Origin of the sequence: Pseudoalteromonas issachenkonii (assembly GCF_002310795.1) — a bacterium.
In the GTDB taxonomy this organism is placed as follows: Bacteria; Pseudomonadota; Gammaproteobacteria; order Enterobacterales; family Alteromonadaceae; genus Pseudoalteromonas; species Pseudoalteromonas tetraodonis.
Genome location: NZ_CP011030.1, coordinates 2,948,720 through 2,967,794 on the forward strand (window position 1 = coordinate 2,948,720; position 19,075 = coordinate 2,967,794).

At 41.0% G+C, this 19,075-nt stretch carries 18 protein-coding genes; 11 read left to right on the top strand and 7 right to left on the bottom strand.

Features of this window, described 5'->3' with window-relative positions; all coding sequences use genetic code 11:
- From aceE to ampD, 4 genes are all read right to left on the bottom strand, one after another.
- Complete coding sequence (gene aceE, locus PISS_RS13670; RefSeq protein ID WP_013465930.1) at nucleotides 1-2,667, bottom strand: pyruvate dehydrogenase (acetyl-transferring), homodimeric type; 2,667 nt, start codon at nucleotides 2,665-2,667, stop codon at nucleotides 1-3.
- An 84-nt stretch (nucleotides 2,668-2,751) separates the two neighbouring features.
- Nucleotides 2,752-3,501, bottom strand: coding sequence for a pyruvate dehydrogenase complex transcriptional repressor PdhR (gene pdhR / locus PISS_RS13675; RefSeq protein ID WP_008114937.1), 750 nt, complete (start codon nucleotides 3,499-3,501; stop codon nucleotides 2,752-2,754).
- A gap of 490 nt (nucleotides 3,502-3,991) precedes the next feature.
- Nucleotides 3,992-4,843, bottom strand: coding sequence for a beta-lactamase regulator AmpE (gene ampE / locus PISS_RS13680; RefSeq protein WP_058155273.1), 852 nt, complete (start codon nucleotides 4,841-4,843; stop codon nucleotides 3,992-3,994).
- Nucleotides 4,844-5,130: 287 nt separating this feature from the next.
- Nucleotides 5,131-5,676: a 1,6-anhydro-N-acetylmuramyl-L-alanine amidase AmpD gene (ampD, locus tag PISS_RS13685; RefSeq protein ID WP_058155274.1), complete on the bottom strand. Its 546-nt coding sequence runs from the start codon at nucleotides 5,674-5,676 to the stop codon at nucleotides 5,131-5,133.
- A 191-nt stretch (nucleotides 5,677-5,867) separates the two neighbouring features.
- On the opposite strand from ampD, the gene nadC reads away from it, so the two are divergent.
- From nadC to yacG, 7 genes are all read left to right on the top strand, one after another.
- On the top strand, nucleotides 5,868-6,713 hold the full coding sequence (gene nadC / locus PISS_RS13690) for a carboxylating nicotinate-nucleotide diphosphorylase (RefSeq protein WP_058155275.1): 846 nt from the start codon (nucleotides 5,868-5,870) through the stop codon (nucleotides 6,711-6,713).
- 507 nt (nucleotides 6,714-7,220) lie between these two features.
- A complete protein-coding gene (locus PISS_RS13695) occupies nucleotides 7,221-7,655 on the top strand; it encodes a pilin (protein ID WP_157066903.1) in 435 nt (144 codons plus the stop codon).
- A 73-nt stretch (nucleotides 7,656-7,728) separates the two neighbouring features.
- Complete coding sequence (locus PISS_RS13700; protein WP_058155276.1) at nucleotides 7,729-8,958, top strand: type II secretion system F family protein; 1,230 nt, start codon at nucleotides 7,729-7,731, stop codon at nucleotides 8,956-8,958.
- Between the two features lie 197 nt (nucleotides 8,959-9,155).
- Nucleotides 9,156-10,067, top strand: coding sequence for a prepilin peptidase (locus PISS_RS13705; RefSeq protein WP_058155277.1), 912 nt, complete (start codon nucleotides 9,156-9,158; stop codon nucleotides 10,065-10,067).
- Nucleotides 10,068-10,069: 2 nt separating this feature from the next.
- Nucleotides 10,070-10,699 (top strand): dephospho-CoA kinase, encoded by a 630-nt coding sequence (gene coaE, locus PISS_RS13710; RefSeq protein ID WP_058155278.1) that lies wholly within the window; start codon nucleotides 10,070-10,072, stop codon nucleotides 10,697-10,699.
- Between the two features lie 133 nt (nucleotides 10,700-10,832).
- Nucleotides 10,833-12,509 carry a type IV-A pilus assembly ATPase PilB gene (pilB, locus tag PISS_RS13715; RefSeq protein ID WP_024601729.1) on the top strand — a complete coding sequence of 559 codons (1,677 nt, stop codon included), beginning with the start codon at nucleotides 10,833-10,835 and terminating at the stop codon, nucleotides 12,507-12,509.
- 64 nt (nucleotides 12,510-12,573) lie between these two features.
- Nucleotides 12,574-12,804, top strand: a complete 231-nt coding sequence (yacG, locus tag PISS_RS13720; RefSeq protein ID WP_024601728.1) for a DNA gyrase inhibitor YacG — start codon at nucleotides 12,574-12,576, stop codon at nucleotides 12,802-12,804.
- Between the two features lie 59 nt (nucleotides 12,805-12,863).
- Here yacG and PISS_RS13725 read toward each other — a convergent pair whose 3' ends face one another.
- Nucleotides 12,864-13,352 (bottom strand): Spy/CpxP family protein refolding chaperone, encoded by a 489-nt coding sequence (locus PISS_RS13725; protein WP_036956691.1) that lies wholly within the window; start codon nucleotides 13,350-13,352, stop codon nucleotides 12,864-12,866.
- A gap of 167 nt (nucleotides 13,353-13,519) precedes the next feature.
- Between PISS_RS13725 and PISS_RS13730 the strand changes: the two genes are divergently transcribed.
- Genes PISS_RS13730 through PISS_RS13740 form a run of 3 tightly spaced genes read left to right on the top strand, consistent with a single transcriptional unit; the run spans nucleotide 13,520 to nucleotide 16,548 of the window.
- Nucleotides 13,520-14,209 carry a response regulator transcription factor gene (locus PISS_RS13730; RefSeq protein WP_016899750.1) on the top strand — a complete coding sequence of 230 codons (690 nt, stop codon included), beginning with the start codon at nucleotides 13,520-13,522 and terminating at the stop codon, nucleotides 14,207-14,209.
- Nucleotides 14,187-15,614 carry an ATP-binding protein gene (locus tag PISS_RS13735; RefSeq protein WP_036956692.1) on the top strand — a complete coding sequence of 476 codons (1,428 nt, stop codon included), beginning with the start codon at nucleotides 14,187-14,189 and terminating at the stop codon, nucleotides 15,612-15,614. Before PISS_RS13730 ends, PISS_RS13735 begins: the two co-directional genes overlap by 23 nt.
- Nucleotides 15,604-16,548, top strand: a complete 945-nt coding sequence (locus tag PISS_RS13740; RefSeq protein ID WP_036956693.1) for an alpha/beta fold hydrolase — start codon at nucleotides 15,604-15,606, stop codon at nucleotides 16,546-16,548. The genes PISS_RS13735 and PISS_RS13740 overlap by 11 nt, the downstream gene beginning before the upstream one ends.
- Here the strand turns inward: PISS_RS13740 and PISS_RS13745 are convergent.
- A complete protein-coding gene (locus PISS_RS13745) occupies nucleotides 16,545-17,426 on the bottom strand; it encodes a cation diffusion facilitator family transporter (protein WP_470381968.1) in 882 nt (293 codons plus the stop codon). The two genes, PISS_RS13740 and PISS_RS13745, sit on opposite strands and share 4 nt — an antisense overlap.
- Before the next feature lie 106 nt (nucleotides 17,427-17,532).
- Here PISS_RS13745 and trmL point away from each other — a divergent pair, with 106 nt between their 5' ends.
- Nucleotides 17,533-17,997 carry a tRNA (uridine(34)/cytosine(34)/5-carboxymethylaminomethyluridine(34)-2'-O)-methyltransferase TrmL gene (gene trmL, locus PISS_RS13750; protein WP_058155279.1) on the top strand — a complete coding sequence of 155 codons (465 nt, stop codon included), beginning with the start codon at nucleotides 17,533-17,535 and terminating at the stop codon, nucleotides 17,995-17,997.
- Between the two features lie 70 nt (nucleotides 17,998-18,067).
- On the opposite strand, the gene gpsA is transcribed toward trmL, so the two are convergent.
- Nucleotides 18,068-19,075 (bottom strand): NAD(P)H-dependent glycerol-3-phosphate dehydrogenase, encoded by a 1,008-nt coding sequence (gene gpsA / locus PISS_RS13755; protein WP_058155280.1) that lies wholly within the window; start codon nucleotides 19,073-19,075, stop codon nucleotides 18,068-18,070.

Sequence of the window (19,075 nt, forward strand, 5' to 3'; positions counted from 1 at the left end):
TTATGCGTACAGTGGATTAAGTTTGTTAGTGTCGATGTTGAACTTTTTAATTGCTTCAACAACCACTGACTTTTCAACTTCACCACGTTTAGCAAGTTCAGATAATGTCGCAACTACCACGTAGCTTGCGTTAACTTCAAAGTGACGACGTAGGTTTTCACGGCTGTCTGAACGACCGTAACCATCTGTACCCAATACTTTGTAGTTACTGCTTGGGATAAATGAACGTGCTTGCTCTGCGTAGTTTTTCATGTAATCCGTTGCAGCAACAGTGACTGAATCGTTTAATACGCTTGTAATGTAAGCTGTTTTTTGCTCGCTTTCTGGATTAAGCATGTTGAAACGCTCAACATCTTGTCCATCACGCGTAAGTTCATTAAATGAAGTTACAGAGTAAACATCAGATGCAATACCATAATCTTCGCTTAAAATTGCCGCCGCTTTACGCACTTCAGTCATGATAGTACCTGAGCTTAATAGCTGTACGTTGGCTTTTTTACCTTCGTAGCTTTCTAGCTTATAGATACCTTTACGAATACCTTCCTCAGCGCCTTCTGGCATTGCTGGCTGATGGTAGTTCTCGTTCATTAACGTTAGGTAGTAGTAAATGTTTTCTTGATCTTCACCGTACATACGACGAATACCGTCTTGCACAATAACCGCTACTTCAAATGCATAAGTAGGATCGTAAGAAATACAGTTAGGTACCGTGTTTGCAAGAATGTGGCTGTGGCCATCTTCGTGCTGTAAGCCTTCGCCATTTAGCGTTGTACGACCCGCCGTAGCACCTAATAAGAAGCCACGTGCTTGTTGATCCCCTGCCATCCACGCCATGTCACCAACACGTTGGAAACCAAACATAGAGTAGTAAATGTAGAATGGAATCATCGGTAAGTCGTTGGTGCTGTAAGATGTTGCAGCAGCAACCCATGACGACATTGCACCTAGCTCATTAATACCTTCTTGTAGTACTTGTCCTGACGTTGCTTCTTTGTAGTAAGAAACGATGTCACGGTCTTGAGGCGTGTAGTTTTGGCCGTGTGGGTTGTAAATACCGATTTGACGGAATAAACCTTCCATACCAAAGGTACGTGCTTCATCGGCAATAATAGGCACGATGTTTTTACCAATGCCTTTATCTTTTAATAAAATATTAAGAGCACGAACAAAGCCCATAGTCGTTGAAATATCACGCTTTTGTTCTTCAAGTAATGGCTTGAATGCGTCAACTTCTGGCAACTGTAACTTTTCAGAGAACTTAGCAATACGTGTTGGTGTGTAACCTTGTAATGCATCACGACGAGCATGTAGATACTTGTACTCAGGTGAATCTTTTTCAAGCTCTAAGTAAGGTAGCTCTTTTAATTGCTCTTCTGATACTAAATCATCTAAGCCCAAGCGTGAGCGTAAGTGAGCCACATGCGACATATCCATTTTCTTAACTTGGTGCGCAATGTTTTTACCTTCAGCTGCTTCACCCATGCCGTAACCTTTTACAGTTTTAGCTAGGATCACTGTTGGACGACCTTTCGTCTCTTCTGCCTTTTTAAATGCGGCATAAAGTTTTGAAGATTCGTGACCACCACGCTTAAGCGCAAAAATTTCGTCATCCGTCATATCAGCAACTAATGCTGCAGTTTCAGGGTAACGACCAAAGAAGTGCTCACGTACGTACGCACCATCTTTTGCTTTATATGTTTGGTAATCGCCATCAACAGTTTCGTTCATTAGTTGCAGTAATTTACCTGTGGTGTCTTTAGCAAGGAGAATATCCCAACCGCTGCCCCAAACAAGTTTAATAACATTCCAGCCAGCGCCTTTAAATAGCCCTTCTAGCTCTTGAATGATTTTACCGTTACCCATTACAGGGCCATCTAAGCGCTGTAGGTTACAGTTAACTAAGTAACATAAGTTGTCTAGCTTTTCACGTGCAGCGAAAGAGATAGCACCACGTGATTCTGGCTCATCCATTTCACCGTCACCTAAAAACGCATATACACGTTGGTTTTTAGTGTCTTTTAAGCCACGACCATCTAAGTATTTTAAGAATCGTGCTTGGTAAATTGAAGAAATTGGACCTAAACCCATAGATACCGTTGGGAACTGCCAAAACTCCGGCATTAATTTAGGGTGAGGGTAAGAAGGTAAGCCTTTACCATCTACTTCCTGACGGAAATTATCAAGCTGCTCAGCGCTTAAACGCCCTTCAACAAATGCGCGCGCATAAATACCCGGAGAAATATGACCTTGGTAATAAACTAAATCACCACCATCAACATCATTTGGCGCTTTAAAGAAATGGTTAAAACATACTTCATAAAATGCAGCAGACGATTGGTAAGACGCCATATGGCCGCCTAAGTCGAGATCTTTTTTCGATGCACGCAATACAATCATAATCGCGTTCCAACGAATAATTGAACGAATACGGCGCTCAAGATTTACATCACCTGGGTAGGCAGGTTCTTGATCAACCGGGATCGTATTAACGTAGTTTGTGTTAATGCCAGTTGGCATATCAACACCGTCTAAGCGGGCTTGCTCTAACACTTGCTCAAGTAAAAACTGAGCTCGTTCAACACCTTCTTCGCGCACAACTGATTCAAGAGCTTGTAACCACTCTTGTGTTTCTAGCGCGTCTACGTCAATTTTATTGACTTCAGACATATGGAGGTTTCCTTATGTTTAAAATACTAATTTTATGTATTGAATACTTCACTGTTAAATCAAGTTAACAGTGAATGTACTTGCTTAATTTTGTTTGGTGCGCCTTAAACTACGTTCAATTCGCGAATGCTCTTTACCCGCTTCAAGCAATGCTTCTTCAATATAGGCTAAATGCGCATTACTCGCTAAGCGAGCTTGTTCAGGATTACCGTCAATCACTGCATCCATTAATAAACGCCTGTGTTCGGCTAATTGGCTGCTTATGTCTGACTTTTTAAGTAACACTGTTAAATTTTGTAAAACATTCTGCTCAAGTAAGCTTTGCATCCCTCTTACTAAATGCAGTAACACTACGTTATGAGACGCCTCAGCGATGCAAAAATGAAAGTCATTAATCGCTTTGGCTTTTTGCTTTAATTCATCTTTAGCTAATGCAATCTGATCAAAGCTCTGTTTTACTTTTGCAAAATCGTTACTTGTTCCGCGAAGTGCTGCGTAATAAGCCGCAATTCCCTCTAGCGCATGACGAAATTCTAATAAATCAAATTGCGATTCGGGGTGTTTACTGATCAAATCAAACAACGGATCAGTCAGCCCCTCCTCCAATTGATTTTTTACATACGTTCCACCACCTTGACGACGGGTTACGAGCCCTTTTGCCTCAAGCTTTTGAATGGCTTCACGCAACGACGGACGCGACACTTCAAATTGCTTGGCGAGTTCACGCTCCGGTGGTAACTTTTCTCCTGGTGCTAACGACCCCTCAAGAATCATGTTCTCAAGTTGTTGTAAAATAACATCAGATAATTTTGCCGCTTTAATTTTTAAAGACATCAATCAACGTCCGCGTTGTATAAGTGCTAGCAGCCCATTAAATAAGGCTTTTAACTGAATGACCTGACCAAAAGGTAAATTGGTCATACCAAATTTTGCCATACGTTATCAAAAACCGTAATTACTGTCAATTTACAGCAGTTTTAAAGCCCTAAGGCCAGCGTAACGTAATTTAAACAAAGTTCAAATAATACACAGAATGCAGAGGATAAAGAAAGGTTAATAAGATGAAAAACAAATGGTCAGACCAGCTAACTTGGGTTTTCGGGGTTCGGGGTTCGGGGTTCGGCAGTAGGGTAAAACGTAGCGTCTCATACAAACATACCTTTATTTTATTGTAATCGAGAGTTTATCTCCCGCATATTTAGGGTCTAGGTTAAAGATCAAAGGTTTTAAGCCCGTTGCTCATTGCTCGTAGCCCGCCGACACCAAGCTAAGCACAGTGCTTGGCTTAATTTCTACCTAATACCTAGAACCTAACCACTGCTTTTTAACTTAAACCACCAAATAAAGTCATCAAGGCAATTAACACTAAGTAAAAAAGTACATTTCGCTTAACCAGTTTGATCATACAGGTGGCTTCAAAGGTGTAACCATAATAGCGCTCTTCAACTTGCTCGGCGGCCAATGCAGTATAAGTAACCACCTTGCGATTAGGACTTGAAAAGTCAAACACGTAATGAAGCCAACAGCTAGTTCCTTTATTAAAGTTACCAATCACTAGATAGCCAAAACTGGTAATACGCGCAGGGAGCCAATCAAGCCAAAATAGTAAACGATGGAGGAGTTTAAAATGCTTAGCAATGACTTCATCACGGTTATCACTCACTAAGTCGGCAAAGGTACGTACTAATGCATAAAAAACAGCACCAGCAACGCCCAATACCACAAACCAAAATATAACCGCACAATAAAATCGAAAGTTAACCCAAGCCAGCGTTTGCCCTAAGGTTTCGCCGCCTTGTTGCTCTTGGGTGCGTTTTTGCCCTAATTGCAAAGCATACAAAGACGCAGCGGTTTGATCCCCTCGGGTCAGTGCATTTAAATACGATTTATATAAAGCGCGTTGCTTAGCACAACCAAAACAAACGAGTAACACCGCCACATTAAAAACAAGCTGCCAAAGTGCAAAGTCAGATAAAAAATACACACACCCTACGGCAATCACAGGCAGTAATAACCAAATTAAAAACCCTGTTGCAGTGCCAAATAAACCTTTATTGGTCAATAAATTAACAGAGCGAGTTAAGTAGCCATTAGCGTAATAACTCATTTGCCAATGCGCAGAGCGAGCACCTAAACGCTCAAGTATCAGTGCAATTATTATTGAAACCAAAATCATGTTGTTACTCGCTTAATTTAGGGTCTGTTGACCTTTGCGGATTATAATTTGTTCAAACTAGGGGCGATTTAATCGCGGCGCGAGGTTTGTAACCTAGTGGGCTAAGTCAAAACCGAGCAACAAAGAGTAAATCGTCCCTAGGCAGAACCCGAAGGGCAGCGCCTGTTTGGCATTGATGCTACGTTATCGCCTATTTATGGGGAATAACCACACCACATAGGCGCTGCCTTGCCTAAATACCAAACAGACTGCTGCAAATTCAACCTTGAAAGGTCAACAGACCCTAGTTATTTAATTAGGTTAAAAAATTTACGCCAGTTAAAACTCTCTCCAGGGTCGGTTTTTCGCCCAGGGGCAATATCGCAGTGCCCTACTATATTACTGGCTGTTATTTTTGGGTAACGCTGCATAATAGCGTGCGCCAATGCAGCTAAACTTTGATATTGACCATCGGTATAATTAGTTGTATCTGTGCCCTCAAGTTCTATACCTATACTAAAATCATTACAATTTTGTTGTCCAGCAAAGCAGGAACGCCCCGCATGCCATGCACGTTTTTCAAAAGGCACATACTGTATAACTTCGCCGCAGCGCTTAATAAAACAATGCGCTGACACCTTAAGCCCCTCTAGGTCACTAAAGCTAGAATGTGCATTACAATCAATACACCCCATAAATAAATCATCAACGTACGGAGTGTTAAACTGCCCTGCGGGCAATGAAATATTATGAATAACCAACAGCGAAATATCGCACTGAGCAGGTCGCTCGTCAAAGTGGCTACACGCCCGCTGGCTAATATTATTTATAACGCCTAAAGAATCTATTTTCATAACTAACCAAAATTGATGTATATCAAGATGCTAATAGATTTAACCCTATAAAGATAGCGTAATACTAAACGATAAAATATGATCAACGTGTAAATTAAGCGCTGGCTGATTAGTTTAGTTGTTAGCTGCTTCTATTTAGTAATTAAACAGAGTAAAATTTAGTTAATTTATTATCTATTATGAGCTTTTTCATGTCTATTTCGCATACCCTAATTAGTCAACTTGTTACCTTAGCACTTGATGAAGATCTAAATTACCAAAGCGCCGAACAAGGCGATATTACCGCACAGCTTATTCCTCAAGCAGAGCAAGCCAATGCGAAAGTGATCACTCGTGAAGACTGCATCTTTTGTGGTAAAGACCTAATCATTGAAGTGTTCAAACAAGTCGACCCAAGCGTGGTTGTAAATATATGCGTGAACGACGGCGACTTTGTCAGTGCCAATAGCACTTTATTTACCGCATCAGGTTCTGCTCGCGCTATTTTAACAGCCGAGCGCACCGCACTTAACTTTGTACAAACGCTTTCTGGTACGGCCACAACTACAGCGCACTATGTAAAAGAGTTAAGCGGTACTAGCACGCAACTGCTCGATACCCGTAAAACTATTCCAGGGCTTAGAGCGCTGCAAAAGTATGCAGTTAAATGTGGCGGCGGTGCAAACCACCGAATTGGTTTGTTTGATGCGTTTTTAATTAAAGAAAACCACATAGCAGCCTGTGGAGGAATTAATAACGCAGTAGCTCAAGCTAAGCTAAATCATGCCGATAAACCTATAGAGGTTGAAGTTGAATCGTTTGATGAGCTAGAGCAAGCCATTAACGCAGGCGCCGACATTATTATGTTAGATAATTTTAATCCTGAGCAAATACGCCAAGCAGTTAGCATTACAGATAAGCGCGCTAAACTTGAAGTGTCGGGCAATATGACTCTAGAAACACTAAAAGCATACTCGCAAGCTGGGGTTGACTTTATCTCAAGTGGTGCGCTTACAAAAAATTTACAATCAATCGATTTATCGATGCGATTTGAGTAAATAATGTAAAATTTATTTATAGTTTCTTGCGCTAATTGATTGACAGCTTTTAAAAAAGGGCATTAAATAATCCAAAAGGACTATTTGTAACAAGTTATTAAATTAATGCGTTTTTTATAAAGTTTTTACATACAAAAGCGCAATAAACAGTGTTAGACTCGTTCATATTGACTAGTTTTAAATATTTAATTAGTTATAAAGAGTGAAAAGGTATTTATAAGGGACAGAGTAAAAATAAGCGATAAGGTTTATTTTTATAATCAGCTTGTAACTTACGCGGGCTATAACTAACTTTTAATAGTTAGATTTATGCTCAAGTAAGGGACGAGTAACGAATAACCGCCATGCAGTGCGTAACTTTAGAGTAACGGCTACCAATAGTGTTTATGCACAATTTGGCAAAATGATTTTATTTTTGTAGTAACAGGTTAAGTGAACACATAAGTTATAGTTTAAAAACTTATACCCGTTTGGCTTACCACAACATTATCCTTTAGGAGAGGAAACATGCAAACAATGACACAACAAAACCAAAAGGGTTTCACCCTAATTGAATTAATGATTGTAGTAGCAATCATCGGTATTTTAGCAGCAGTAGCACTGCCTGCTTATCAGGATTATACACAAAAAGCACAGGTTGCCTCTTCTCTGGCTGAAATCTCAGGTGCGCGTAGCGCCTACGATGTAGCTGTTTCAGAAGGCCGTGATGCTGGCTTTTACACTGCCGCAAATTTAGGATTAACAGCACCAACATCTCGCTGTACTGCATTTGTGATAGGAGCGCCAGTAGGAGGCGCAGGCTCTATTGCCTGTACTATGACTGGTTCAGGGACTGTAGAGGGAGGCACTATCACTTTAGCGAGAGCTGCAGCCGGTACTTGGGCATGTACAACAACTGTAGAAGATAAGTTAGCGCCTGCAACTTGTACAACAGTCCCATAATAAACTTTTAAAGTTTAACTGTATAAAGGTAGCTATATGCTACCTTTATAATTTGTAGGTAGGTAACAAGGTAATGGCTAAAAAACAAGAAGATAAAGGCTTAGACACCTTCCAGTGGATTGGTGTGAGCGCTCGCGGCAAAAAACTCGAGGGAGAACTTACCGGCTCAAGCATCGCTTTAGTCAAAGCGCAACTGCGTAAACAAGGCATTACCCCCTCAAAAGTAAAACGTAAAGCTAAACCGTTATTTGGTTTGCAAAGTGTACAAAAAATCACCCCAAAAGATATTGCTTTAGTGACCAGGCAAATCGCGACTATGCTCATGGCGGGTGTGCCGCTGATTCAATCAATTGAAATGATAGGTTCTGGTTCCACCAATAAAAGCGTGAGCAAGCTGATGGAAACCATTGGCGATGAAGTAAGAGCTGGCCAGCCGCTATCAACCGCGCTTAGAAAGCACCCTCGTTATTTTGATGATTTATATTGCGACTTAGTGGCCTCAGGTGAGCAGTCGGGCGCATTGGATAAAATATTCGACCGCGTTGCGCTCTATAAAGAAAAATCAGAGGCACTAAAATCAAAAATCAAAAAAGCCATGTTTTACCCGATTGCGGTATTAGTAGTAGCGCTGATTGTAACCTCCATATTACTTATTTTTGTGGTACCACAATTTCAGGATATTTTTAATGGCTTTGGCGCTGAGCTGCCTGCTTTTACCTTATTTGTTATTGCTATTTCTGAATTTATGCAAGAGTACTGGTGGATGGCGCTAATAGCTGTTGTTGCTTTTGGTTATGTATTCAAAGAAACCCATTTAAGAAGTTTAGCACTTAGGGATGCCACCGACCGAGCTATACTCAAACTGCCTATTATAGGTATGATACTTAATAAAGCAGCGGTAGCACGCTATGCGCGTACTTTATCGACCACCTTTGCTGCCGGTGTACCACTGGTAGATGCGCTTGATTCTGCAGCTGGTGCCTCAGGAAACGCAGTTTACCGTTATGCTATTTTAGAAATAAAAGCCGAGGTAAGCTCAGGTAACCAAATGAATTGGGCGATGCGTAATTCAAAAATATTCCCTGATATGGTAATTCAAATGGTTGCCATTGGTGAAGAATCAGGATCGCTTGATGGCATGCTGGCTAAAGTGGCCACTATTTATGAGCAAGAAGTGGATGACGCCGTAGATGGCCTATCTAGCCTATTAGAGCCATTAATAATGGCGGTACTCGGCGTATTAGTGGGTGGCTTAATTGTGGCCATGTACTTACCTATATTCCAACTAGGTTCAGTTATTTAGCTTCGAGTTTCTAGGCCCGTTACCCGAAGCCCGTTGCCCGCAACTAAAGTGCGCGGCATAAAGCCTCGCCTACAGAACAATTAAAGCGCAGTGGTTCCACGCAACTCGTCGCTCGAACCTAACATCCTAAACCCTAACTTTGCACTTATATAAAACCACTGTATTATCAACACAGAATTTAGTTTTAGGTAAAATAAATGCAAAGTCTTTTTATTGATATCACCGCCGCGATGCAAAACCATTTATGGTTTTACTTAACCACTATTGGACTGGTGAGTTTATGTATTGGTAGCTTTTTAAATGTGGTGATATATCGCTTACCGCTGATGATGCAAAAAGAATGGCAAACTGAATGCCGCTTATTATTAGCCGATGAACTAACCAGCCCAAAGGCTAAACAGACCACTGAACACACTACTGACACGTTTAACTTAGTTCAACCCAATTCATGTTGCCCAAAGTGCAAAGCGGCCATTAAACCGTGGCAAAATATCCCTATAATTAGCTGGTTATTATTAAAAGGTAAATGCGCAACCTGTAACAACCCAATATCAGTACGTTACCCTCTCGTTGAGGCCATTACCGCTATTTTAAGTTTAGTGGTTGCCCACACCTTTGGCGCTACAGAGCAGGCTTTATTGTACATTGTAGTTACTTGGGCGTTGGTAGCACTGACTTTTATTGATATTGATCACATGCTACTGCCGGACCAGCTTACTTTGCCACTTTTATGGTTAGCACTAATAGCCTCAGTTATGGGTCATACCATTGCCCCTAGCGATGCCATTATTGGCGCAGCATGTGGCTATTTAAGCTTATGGAGTGTGTTTTGGTTGTTTAAATTAATAACCGGCAAAGAAGGCATGGGCTATGGCGACTTTAAATTACTTGCGGTGTTTGGCGCATTGCTAGGTTGGCAATCGTTATTGACCATTATTTTGCTCTCAAGCGTGGTTGGCGCAGTAATTGGCATTGCTCTACTGAGCATTCAAGGTAAAGACAAAGCAACCCCTATTCCTTTTGGCCCTTATTTAGCAATAGCCGGTTGGATCACTATGCTATGGGGAACGCAACTGCAAAACAGCTATTTTAATTTCATTGGCTACTAACTATGAGCAATACACAACATCATAAAAATAACTGGGTATTGGGACTAACTGGCGGAATTGGCTGTGGTAAAACCGCAGTTAGCGATATGTTGGCAGCACTAGGAATTACTATTGTGGATGCAGATATAGTGGCTCGCCAAGTGGTTGAACCCGGCACTGATGGCCTAAAAGCGATTATTGCGCATTTTGGCAATGATATACTCGATGAACATGGCGCTTTAAATCGCAGCACGCTAAGAGCGCGCATTTTTAGTAACCCTGAGCAAAAAACATGGCTCAATGCCCTGCTGCACCCATTAATACGCACTCAGCTTATTATTGATTTAAAAAACGCGCAAAGCGACTACGTGGTGTTAGTTGCCCCACTATTATTTGAAAATGGGCTTGATGGCTACTGTCATCGTACTTTGCTAATAGATGTTCCCAAAGAGGTGCAAATTACACGTACTACACAGCGCGACAATATAAGCATTGAACAAGCAGAGCAAATTATTGACGCACAAATGTCTCGAGAGCATAAACAACAAAAAGCGGATGATATTTTAAATAATAACCGCGACCTAAGCGATGTAAAACAAGACTTACTTAAACTGCATAATTATTATTTACAGCAAGCTAAGTCTACAATATAAATAAATTAACCCAATCGCAGCGCAATTTACTGATATTTTTATCAGTATAAATCGCTTGGATTGGTACGATTAATGTATTCCTTTCTTTTTTCTGATAAATTGCTGACTAAAGAAGGATTAAATCAGGTGCGCAATGAATATTAACTCACCGTTATTAAGAAAATTTATTACCCTCGGCCGGGTTGATACTGATACCGTAAAAACACGGCAGCAAGATTTTGCCTCAACTGCAGAGCTTATCTCTAAATGTGGAAAAATAGACAGTAAAGATTTAGCTGAGCAATGCATTGATTTATTTAGAGTGCCTTTTTTTGATTTAAAAGATTTTAATGTTGCACAAATATCAGCTGAGCTGGTTAAAGAAAAACTGATCCGCAAACACCATATTTTGCCTTTGGTACAAAAAGGCAGAAAAGTGTATATTGCCGCCTCAGATCCTACCGATTATGGTGCCTTTGAAAACTTTGAATTTAGCACGGGTTTATCGTGCGAAGTAGTTGTGGTTGACTACGTCCAGCTCGATAACAAAATTGAGCAATTACTCGATGCCACTGGCAGTTTAAATTTAAGTGAAGACGAATTTAAAGAGTTCGCTGAACTCGATTCTGAGCAGCACAAAGAACACACTCCTAAAGACGATGACAAAGACGACGCCCCGATAATTGTCTACATTAATAAAATTTTAATGGATGCAATAAAAAAAGGCGCCTCAGATTTACACTTTGAACCTTATGAACACAAATACCGTATTCGCTTTCGCATTGATGGTATTTTGCACGAAGTAGCCAGCCCGCCAAATACATTGGCCAGTAAGCTATCGGCGCGAATAAAAGTAATGTCGCGACTGGATATTGCAGAAAAGCGTAAACCACAAGATGGCCGTATTAAGCTTAAGATAACAGAGCGTAAAAGCATTGATTTTCGTGTTAGTACCATGCCAACTTTGTGGGGCGAAAAAATTGTAATGCGTATTCTTGATTCATCCAGTGCCATGCTAGGTATTGATGTATTAGGCTATGAACCCGAGCAGAAAAAACTATACCTCGATGCACTTGAGCAACCGCAAGGAATGATTTTGGTTACCGGCCCAACTGGTTCAGGTAAAACGGTTTCTTTGTATACGGGCTTAAATATACTCAATCAGCCGGAGCGGAATATTAGTACCGCCGAAGATCCGGTAGAAATTAACCTCGAAGGGGTTAACCAAGTACAAATAAATACTAAAGCAGATATGACTTTTGCTAATGCACTGCGGGCGTTTTTACGTCAAGATCCCGATGTGGTGATGGTGGGTGAAATACGTGATTTAGAAACTGCAGAAATATCAATTAAAGCGGCGCAAACAGGTCACTTGGTGCTGTCAACACTGCATACCAACTCAGCGCCAGAAACGATTACTCGTTTGTTAAATATGGGTGTACCCGCGTATAATGTGGCCAGTTCTATTAGTTTAATTATAGCTCAGCGTTTAGCCCGAAGGTTATGCTCTAAATGTAAAACACCAGAGCAGTTACCTCGCGAAGAGCTTATACGCCAAGGCTTTAGTGAACAACAAATTCAAGACATGGTTTTATACGCACCTAAAGGCTGTGAAAACTGTACCGATGGCTACAAAGGCCGTGTTGGTATTTACGAAGTAATGAAAATTACGCCTGAAATAGCGCAAATTATAATGCGCGGCGGTAACTCATTAGAAATTGCTGAGGTATCACTTAAAGCAGGATATAACAATTTGCGTTTATCGGGTATTCGTAAAGCCGCAGAGGGTGTGACCTCACTTGCTGAGATTAATCGTGTCACTAGTTTTTAAATAGAAAGCTTAGCCGTTTATTATAAATTGAGTCGCAAAGCCTATATTAATGTGAGAGTAAATTATGCCAACAGTGGTTAACTGCCCAACCTGTAAAGCAAAAGTAGAATGGTCAGCACAAAGTCCGAATCGCCCTTTTTGTTCAAAACGTTGCCAACTTATTGATTTAGGTGAATGGTCGTTTGAAAATAATAAAATTTCAGCGCCGATTACATCTGCAGATGAGTTCAGCCAAGACATGATTGAAGATATTGAAGCAATGATGGCAAAAAACGAAGATGACTTTTTTAAGTAATAAAACGACTTAAAAACAAAAGCCAGCTAAAAGCTGGCTTTTTGCTTTACTTGAAAGCGTTATGCTCTTTGTTTGCGATGCTTTTTATCTTTACGTTGTTGCATTTTTTCAAGCTGTTCACGTTGCTCAGCATTTAAGACCTGCCAAATTTGATGTTGCGTTTTAAGTTTAATTAATCCCATTTGCTCAGCTTTTACTTGGCGCTCGCCAAGTAGCTCTTTGGCTGCGTTTTCATCAAATGTTGATGCTGATAATAACACCTCTTTTTTTTCTTTATACGCTTCACGTATTGCTTTACGGGCTTCTTTATTAGCCCCTCTTAGTGCTTGGAGCTGTGTTTTTTGTGTTTCAAAAATCGCTTTTAGTTGTGTTTGTTGATCTTCAGTAAGCGCCAGTTTATCTGCTGCTCGCTCAGAGAGTAAAAAGCGTGCTTGAGAGTGGCCTTGTTTATGGCCATCACCTTTTGCAAGTGCGCTGCCCGCACTGAGCGTTGCTACTGTTAAGCCACAAATAAGTACTAATTTTGATAGCGTGTTTATCTTAGTCATAATCATCACCTTAATATTGAGTTGGTTGTTGGCTGCTAGCCAGTGTGTTCACTATAACCGGCTCAATGCAAAGTAACGCAAAGCAGTGTAAAGGTTATGTAAAGACTAACTTTTAGTACATTAAACGCGTAAAATAAAACCATAAAACAGCGCGTAAGGCTTAATGTATGAAACTATTAATGATTGATGATGACACAGGTTTATGTGAGCTATTAAGCGAGTATCTGAGCGCACAAGGCTTTAGCATACAAACCGCACATGATGGCCAACAAGGCTTAGAGCTTGCTTTACAAAACGATTACGCGCTTATATTACTTGATGTTATGTTGCCCTCTATAGATGGCTTTGAAGTACTCAAACAACTGAGGCAAAGTAAATTAACGCCGGTGATTATGTTGACCGCTAAAGGTGAAGACTTTGACCGTATTTTTGGTTTAGAGCTCGGCGCTGATGACTATATTCCAAAACCGTTTAACCACCGCGAACTCCTTGCCCGCGTTAAAGCCATTACTCGCCGTATTGAACACATTAATAGTGTAAGCAATAACAATAATAAAAAGCTCTCTTTAAACGGTATTACTATTAACTTTGCCACGCGTGAAGCCAGTGTAAATAACACCACACTCACGCTTACGGGTACCGAATACGAAATATTGGCTTTATTAGTAAAACACGCTCCTGATGTTATAAGCAAAGAGCAAATAAGCGAAGAGGTACTAGGACGGCGTTTAGCGTCATTTGATCGCTCTATTGATATGCATGTGAGTAATATTCGAAAAAAAATAGCCGAGCATATCGCGGGTGAAAAAATTAAAACTATTCGAGGGACGGGTTATGTCTTTATCCAAGGAGAGTAAATTAACGCGTTTTAGCTGGTTAAGACACCCTCGACATTATTTGTTTTTTAAAGTCTTTGCTTGGTTTTGGCTAACGATCATTGGCACTTTTACTGCGCTATTTTTCTTAAGTAATATTTCGCTGATCAATGCTATTAGCCATGACCCCCTAAAAGGGCCCATGCAAAAAAATCTAGAACACTTGGCTCGAGGTATCGAACGTAGTGCACATAAACACAAACGCTCTATTCATGACATTATTACTCACCCGCGTTTGAGTAAACGCAAGTTACTTTATTTAAATTCACTAAGTAGCGATGAGTTTTTGATCAGTAAAAAAGTTGAGAATAATATTGATTTTAGCTTACTGAACTTTAGTGAAGGCATGCCACCTCAAATTATTTTTACTGAATATTACCAAGCTTTTGGCCCTGTGCGCATTCGAGTACCTGAAGGCGAATTTGCGTTATATGAAATCGATATAAATCAACAGCGACCGCTCTTTATTCGCTTAAGATTGTTGCCGGTTTGGTTAAAAATTTCTATCGCCATTATCGCCTCACTTACATTAAGCTTTTTATTTAGTCGTAACTTAATTGCCCCTATAAATAGTTTAAAACAAGCTGCAATTAGACTCTCAAATGGCGATTTAAGTGCGCGCGCGGCAATAAATAGTCAGCGAAAAGATGAGCTTGGAGTTTTAGGACGCGATTTTAACCGTATGGCTGATCAATTAGAGCAACTACTTAGCGCTCAAAAGCGTTTACTTGCCGATATATCCCATGAATTGCGCTCCCCACTAACCCGTTTAAAAATGGCTACGGGGTTGGCACAAATGCAAGCAAGTGAAGCAAGCCAATCGTATTTATTGCGTATTGAAAAAGAAGCTAATCAGCTGGATAAAATGATAACCGATGTACTGCAGGTATCGCGCCTAGAAGCTAATAGCCAACCTTTATCGCTGCAAATACAGTCGTTGCAAGTGATTGTTGACCATGTGATTAATGATGCTCAGTTTGAAGCAAAACAGCACAATAAAACGCTGCATATTCAAGGTGATGCTCAGGTAAATATAGAGTGCGACGAAATGCTGATTGCCAGTGCTCTAGAAAATATTTTACGTAATGCAATTAAATACGCACAACATACTATTAGCATCACCTTAAAACACAGTGATATCATCACTATACAAATATGTGATGACGGCCCTGGCGTTCCCGCAGCGCAACTTGATAAACTATGTGAGCCATTTTTTAGGCAATCAGACGCCCGCGACCGAGTCAGCGGCGGCACTGGGCTGGGTTTAGCCATTGCAAAAAATGCGGTGATTGCCCACGGCGGAAATTTAGCTTTATCAAATAAGGACGCTGGCGGGTTATGCGTTGAGATAAGCTTACCAATACAAAAGAGAGACCATGTTCTATAGCAATGAAAGCGAGCTTAAAAGTAACCTGCCTGCCATTAATGAGTTTTATACTAATACACTCAAAAAAGCCTATTTAAGCACGGCTGCCGGTAAATTATTTTATGCTTACGCTAAGCCTAAACAGGCTCACACTGCCATTGTTATTAGTTCTGGGCGCATTGAAGGACTCGATAAATACAAAGAGCTGCTTTGGGAGCTTTATTGTAATAATTTTGCTGTTTTTATTGTTGATCACCAAGGCCAAGGGCGCTCTTATCGGTTATTAAAAAACCCACATAAAGGCTATGTCAAACAATTTGAAGATTACAGTCACGATCTTAACCAGTTTAATGAAAAGGTGGTGCAGCAGCACTGGCAAGGTAAAAAACTACTGCTTAGCCATTCAATGGGCGGCGCCATTGCGTTTGATTACTTAGCACGTTACTCACATGACTTTAGTGGGGCGTTTTTATCTGCGCCCATGTTTGATATTCATACTAAAGGAATACCAAAACCCGTAGCACAGTTTATCGCTGCCAGTGCGTCATTATTAGGGTTCTCAGGGTGTTATGCGTTAGGACAAAGCGATTATTCAGCTGAAGAGTTTGCGCTTAATACTTTAACCAGTAGTCAATTACGTTACGAGCAATTTAGGACAACTTATCAGCAAACCCCACTGTTACAATTAGGTGGTGTGACTTATGGTTGGCTGCATACCGTTTTTTCGTTCATTAAAGCACTCGATAAACTATCTATAACCACTCCACTATTTATAGCCAGCGCAGAAAATGATGAAGTGGTTGATAATCAAGCCCAATACAAGCTTGCAAGCCGGCATAAAAATACGCTAATCAAGCAGTTTAAAGGAGCTAAGCACGAGCTGTTTTTTGAACGTGATGATATCCGCCAATCACTGCTAACTAGCCTGTATAAATTTTGCGAGTCTGTAGGTTAACTACTCAGTGACAGTGGATCTAGGTGAATCAAAATATCAACTTCAGATTCAAATTGCTGAGTGATCATCAGCTCCACTTCATCTGCCACTTTATGGGCACGAATAAGCGGTAAATTGTCATCAAGCTCTAAATGCAGTTGAATAAACTTAACTTTACCGCCCTGTCGAGTGCGAATACCGTGCACCCCATAAACATCATTATGGTTACGCGCTATTTCAAAAATACTTTGCTTTTCTTCATCGGATAGCTCTTTGTCCATTAAATGCGAGGCACTTTCGGTTGCTATATCCCAACTGTTATACAATAAATAACCTGCCACACCGATAGCAAACAATGGGTCGGCATACAGTACGCCATAATAGGCGAGTAAAATAGCAAGCAATACCGCCGCATTTAAAATTAAATCGCCCTTGTAGTGAACGGAGTCGGCTTTTATAGCGATTGATTCTGTGTGCTTCACGACTTTATTTTGCACAAATACAATTACCAAAGTACAAGCAATGGCAAAAATACTCACCCATACACCTAATAATGAGTGCGAAAGCTCTACTGGGTTTATTAATCGCTCGATACCGTGAAACATTAATAAACAGCCCGAGCCCGCAATAAATGCAGCTTGGCCTAACCCTGCAAGCGCCTCCGCTTTACCGTGACCAAACCGGTGGTCATCATCCGCAGGACGCAGTGCATACGATAGAACCAAAAAGCTCATTAGCGTCGCGGTAATATCCATTAATGAATCAGTGAGTGAGCCAAGCATCGACGCCGAACCCGACGCCAGCCAAGCCCATGCTTTGGTCGCAATCATTAGGCTCACCATGACCATGGTCACTATGCTTGAAGCTTTGACCCAAAATTCATAACTGCGATTATGCACGTATCTGTCCAAGTGTAAGATGTATTTAATGTTTGTAGTATATCATTTTTTATTCATTGTTCGTGTATACTGAGCCAGTCAAATTAAAGATTTTATAGGGCTTATTGTGCTGGATATTGTTTTATACCAACCTGAAATTCCGCCTAACACCGGGAACATCATTCGTTTATGTGCCAATACTGGCTATTCATTGCATTTAATTGAACCGTTAGGGTTTGAGTGGGATGACAAACGTGTAAAACGCGCTGGACTTGACTATCACGAATTTAGCCATGTACAACGCCATGCCTCATTTGATGCTTACTTAGAAAAGTGCCAACCTAAAAAAGTGTATGCGTGCACTACTAAAGGTAGTCAATTTCATCACCAAGCACAGTATGAAGCGGGTGACTGTTTGGTATTTGGTCCTGAGACTCGAGGTCTGCCTGATGAGATGATTCAAGCACTGCCAAACGAGCAACGCGTGCGTATTCCTATGCAAGCCGATAGCCGTAGTATGAATTTATCTAATGCGGTCGCTGTGTTTGTGTATGAATCTTGGCGTCAGCTTGGTTTTCCAAACGCCCAATAAGGTTTTAGGTTTTAGGTTTTAGGTTTTAGGTAAACAAAAATAACTGTCACCTAAAACCTAGCAGTTCGTTTTATTCTGACTTTTGTTCACGACCTAATAAGGCCATAGCAGCTGCTTTCATGTCTTTATTTTCATAAAGTACTTTGTATATTTGCTCAGTGATTGGCATTTCAACACCAGCACGCTGCGCGAGTAAATATACTTCTTTGGTATTTCTAAAGCCTTCAACTACTTGGCCGATTGATGCAATCGCATCATCAACACTTTCACCTTGACCTAAGGCTAAACCAAAACGGCGGTTGCGCGACTGATTATCGGTACAGGTAAGAATTAAATCGCCTAATCCAGCCATCCCCATAAAGGTCTCTGGCTTTGCACCTAGAGCACAACCCAAACGCGATAACTCTGCTAAACCACGGGTAATAAGCGCGGTACGTGCATTTGCACCAAAGCCGACACCATCAGAAATCCCTGCACCAATAGCAATTACGTTTTTAACCGCACCACCTAGCTGTATACCAATAAAATCATCATTGTTGTACACTCGAAACGAGCGACCGCAATGTAATAAATCGGCAATTTGTTTCGCAAATGCTGATGACGTTGATGACACCGAAATAGCGGTTGGTGAGCCCTTAGCCATTTCTTTGGCAAAAGTTGGCCCGGAAAGCACCGCTAATGGTACTTCTTCACCGAGTTCTTGCACTGCCACTTCTTGTAACAAACGCCCAGTATTTGGCTCTAGTCCTTTGGTGGCCCATGCTATTTTTGCATTTGGGCGCAAAGCAGGTTTGATTTGCTTTAATGTGTCAGCAAATGCGTGGCTTGGCACAACAACCAAAACAATATCGCTACTTTGCGTTGCACGCTGTAAATCTGCTTCAAGGATTAAGGTGTCAGGAAAAGGAATATCAGGTAAGTAACGTTGATTTTTTCGCTCAGCTGCAAGCGTCGCAACGTCTTGGCTATTGCGTCCCCATAAAGTCACTTTGTGACCATTTCGGGCTAAACAAATAGCAAGGGCGGTGCCATACGACCCCGCCCCTAAAACAGTAACAGCTGATGTGGCTGTATTCAT

Coding starts and splice junctions, on each gene's coding strand:
- aceE (WP_013465930.1), bottom strand. CDS start 2,667: ATGTCTGAAGTCAATAAAATTGACGTAGACGCGCTAGAAACACAAGAG.
- pdhR (WP_008114937.1), bottom strand. CDS start 3,501: ATGTCTTTAAAAATTAAAGCGGCAAAATTATCTGATGTTATTTTACAA.
- ampE (WP_058155273.1), bottom strand. CDS start 4,843: ATGATTTTGGTTTCAATAATAATTGCACTGATACTTGAGCGTTTAGGT.
- ampD (WP_058155274.1), bottom strand. CDS start 5,676: ATGAAAATAGATTCTTTAGGCGTTATAAATAATATTAGCCAGCGGGCG.
- nadC (WP_058155275.1), top strand. CDS start 5,868: ATGTCTATTTCGCATACCCTAATTAGTCAACTTGTTACCTTAGCACTT.
- PISS_RS13695 (WP_157066903.1), top strand. CDS start 7,221: ATGCAAACAATGACACAACAAAACCAAAAGGGTTTCACCCTAATTGAA.
- PISS_RS13700 (WP_058155276.1), top strand. CDS start 7,729: ATGGCTAAAAAACAAGAAGATAAAGGCTTAGACACCTTCCAGTGGATT.
- PISS_RS13705 (WP_058155277.1), top strand. CDS start 9,156: ATGCAAAGTCTTTTTATTGATATCACCGCCGCGATGCAAAACCATTTA.
- coaE (WP_058155278.1), top strand. CDS start 10,070: ATGAGCAATACACAACATCATAAAAATAACTGGGTATTGGGACTAACT.
- pilB (WP_024601729.1), top strand. CDS start 10,833: ATGAATATTAACTCACCGTTATTAAGAAAATTTATTACCCTCGGCCGG.
- yacG (WP_024601728.1), top strand. CDS start 12,574: ATGCCAACAGTGGTTAACTGCCCAACCTGTAAAGCAAAAGTAGAATGG.
- PISS_RS13725 (WP_036956691.1), bottom strand. CDS start 13,352: ATGACTAAGATAAACACGCTATCAAAATTAGTACTTATTTGTGGCTTA.
- PISS_RS13730 (WP_016899750.1), top strand. CDS start 13,520: ATGAAACTATTAATGATTGATGATGACACAGGTTTATGTGAGCTATTA.
- PISS_RS13735 (WP_036956692.1), top strand. CDS start 14,187: ATGTCTTTATCCAAGGAGAGTAAATTAACGCGTTTTAGCTGGTTAAGA.
- PISS_RS13740 (WP_036956693.1), top strand. CDS start 15,604: ATGTTCTATAGCAATGAAAGCGAGCTTAAAAGTAACCTGCCTGCCATT.
- gpsA (WP_058155280.1), bottom strand. CDS start 19,075: ATGAATACAGCCACATCAGCTGTTACTGTTTTAGGGGCGGGGTCGTAT.